The sequence below is a fragment of the Legionella tunisiensis genome (genome assembly GCF_000308315.1).
Classification (GTDB): Bacteria; Pseudomonadota; Gammaproteobacteria; order Legionellales; family Legionellaceae; genus Tatlockia; species Tatlockia tunisiensis.
On record NZ_CALJ01000122.1, the window covers coordinates 1 to 1,600 of the forward strand.

Consider the following 1,600-nt stretch of genomic DNA (forward strand, 5'->3'; position numbering starts at 1 on the left):
CTCAAACGGCCATCTTGACGTGGTCAGTCGATTGTTGGAAGAAAACTTATTGAGATGTCATTATTAATCATAGAACTCATGAAAATCTATTGACCGCCTGCTTGCTCTGACTTAGTATCATCGCCGTTGTCTATTAGAGGATGACATGAGCTCTTTACTAGAACGCAGAGAAAAAATGAAAAAATAATAATCAAATCCTTCGCTGGTCTAATCGCAATAGCTCCTATGGCTTCATTTGCGACTGTAATCCCTTTTAATAAATCAGATTGTGCAGTGTTATCGATGCCCAAAACTGTTCTACTGGTCCATGCTTCATGGTGTTCACATTGTAAAAATTTCATGCCAACTTACCAAAAAGTTTCTGAGCTTAAAAAGTATGACGGTTGGACTTTTTATGCAGCTGAAAATGATAAGTTTGAAAAGATTTGCGGCACCTCAATCAACGGAGTTCCAGTAACATTCAAGAATAATATGAAAACTGTTCTACTGGGGAACAAATCTCAAGCAATATTAGAAAGTTTCTTAGATAGATAATACCTATTTAGATTCAAAAAATTGTTTACAACTCACTTCCCGTGTTTCTGGTTCCGCGAGCAAATCTTTTTCTGGATCTGATCCAGTATCGCGGGAAGTTGGTCTTTGAATCCTCCGAAAATCTACTGGCTCCCACACATAAAGAGAAAGAGCGGGGCGTAGGCCCTAAGGAAGAATAAAGAAATATAATTTTATTTTTCAATAAATTATATTTTATTTTTGTATCCGTCTCTCAGACATAAAGCGCCCAACGGTTGTCCTTTGTTCGTAATATATATGTATTCGTTCTCAACGAAAAATTGACTGGCTTATTAGGGTGTTCACGCTCTTTTTACTAGTTTTTTGTAAAGCATTTAGAGAAGGAGTTGGCAGTACAATAGAATAAATTATGTCCAATTTGATCGTAATTTACGAGTCTGTCATGCCTAAGCTCATACGTTTACCCAATTTTAGATAATTTAACAGAGAAAAACCTGGATTTTATGGTGCCTGATCTGGCAAAAACCCTGAATAATATCATCATGGCTCCTGATAATGCACCGAAGCATTGGAATTGGCTAAGATCATCTTATGACGCAACTTTCAATCTACAACCAAATTCTTTAGCAATAAGATAATGAGCGATTCTATCAAATTCGCTGCAGCTCTATGGTAAACAAAACTAAGAACTGCAGTTTATTGAAAACACAGATAACAACTAGTTTCGTCTAGCGTAAATTCCAATGGAAAATATAACCAGGCTCATACCTAAACACTGCATCTTTGTTAATTGCTCTCCTAATAGTAACCAGGCCAAAATTACCGTAGCGAGTGGCATGATCGCTGTAGAAAGAGAGGCTAAGAGCGCATCAACGCGTTTAGATCCAAAGGACCAGAAGACATAAAAAAAGCCTGAACTTAAACCAAGACCCAATAAGATGAACCAATCCCAACCTGTGAGTGACGCAGGATTCCAGTGAAAAAAGATAAGTAGAGGTAATAAGACCAAAGCATTAAGTCCATTAAGTAAGGCTGAAATTAAAATACGGGTAAACGATTTGAGTGCAGTTTACATAAAATATAGTAG

General features: G+C 36.9%; 3 protein-coding genes. 1 reads left to right on the forward strand and 2 read right to left on the reverse strand.

Annotated features, from left to right (window positions below):
- Positions 1-86: 86 nt before the first annotated feature.
- Positions 87-341 (reverse strand): hypothetical protein, encoded by a 255-nt coding sequence (locus BN58_RS31655; protein ID WP_019216446.1) that lies wholly within the window; start codon positions 339-341, stop codon positions 87-89.
- Between BN58_RS31655 and BN58_RS29730 the strand changes: the two genes are divergently transcribed.
- A complete protein-coding gene (locus BN58_RS29730; RefSeq protein ID WP_019216447.1) occupies positions 340-534 on the forward strand; it encodes a hypothetical protein in 195 nt (64 codons plus the stop codon). The two genes, BN58_RS31655 and BN58_RS29730, sit on opposite strands and share 2 nt — an antisense overlap.
- A gap of 697 nt (positions 535-1,231) precedes the next feature.
- On the opposite strand, the gene BN58_RS23415 is transcribed toward BN58_RS29730, so the two are convergent.
- Positions 1,232-1,522, reverse strand: coding sequence for a DMT family transporter (locus tag BN58_RS23415; protein WP_019216448.1), 291 nt, complete (start codon positions 1,520-1,522; stop codon positions 1,232-1,234).
- Between the last annotated feature and the right edge of the window lie 78 nt (positions 1,523-1,600).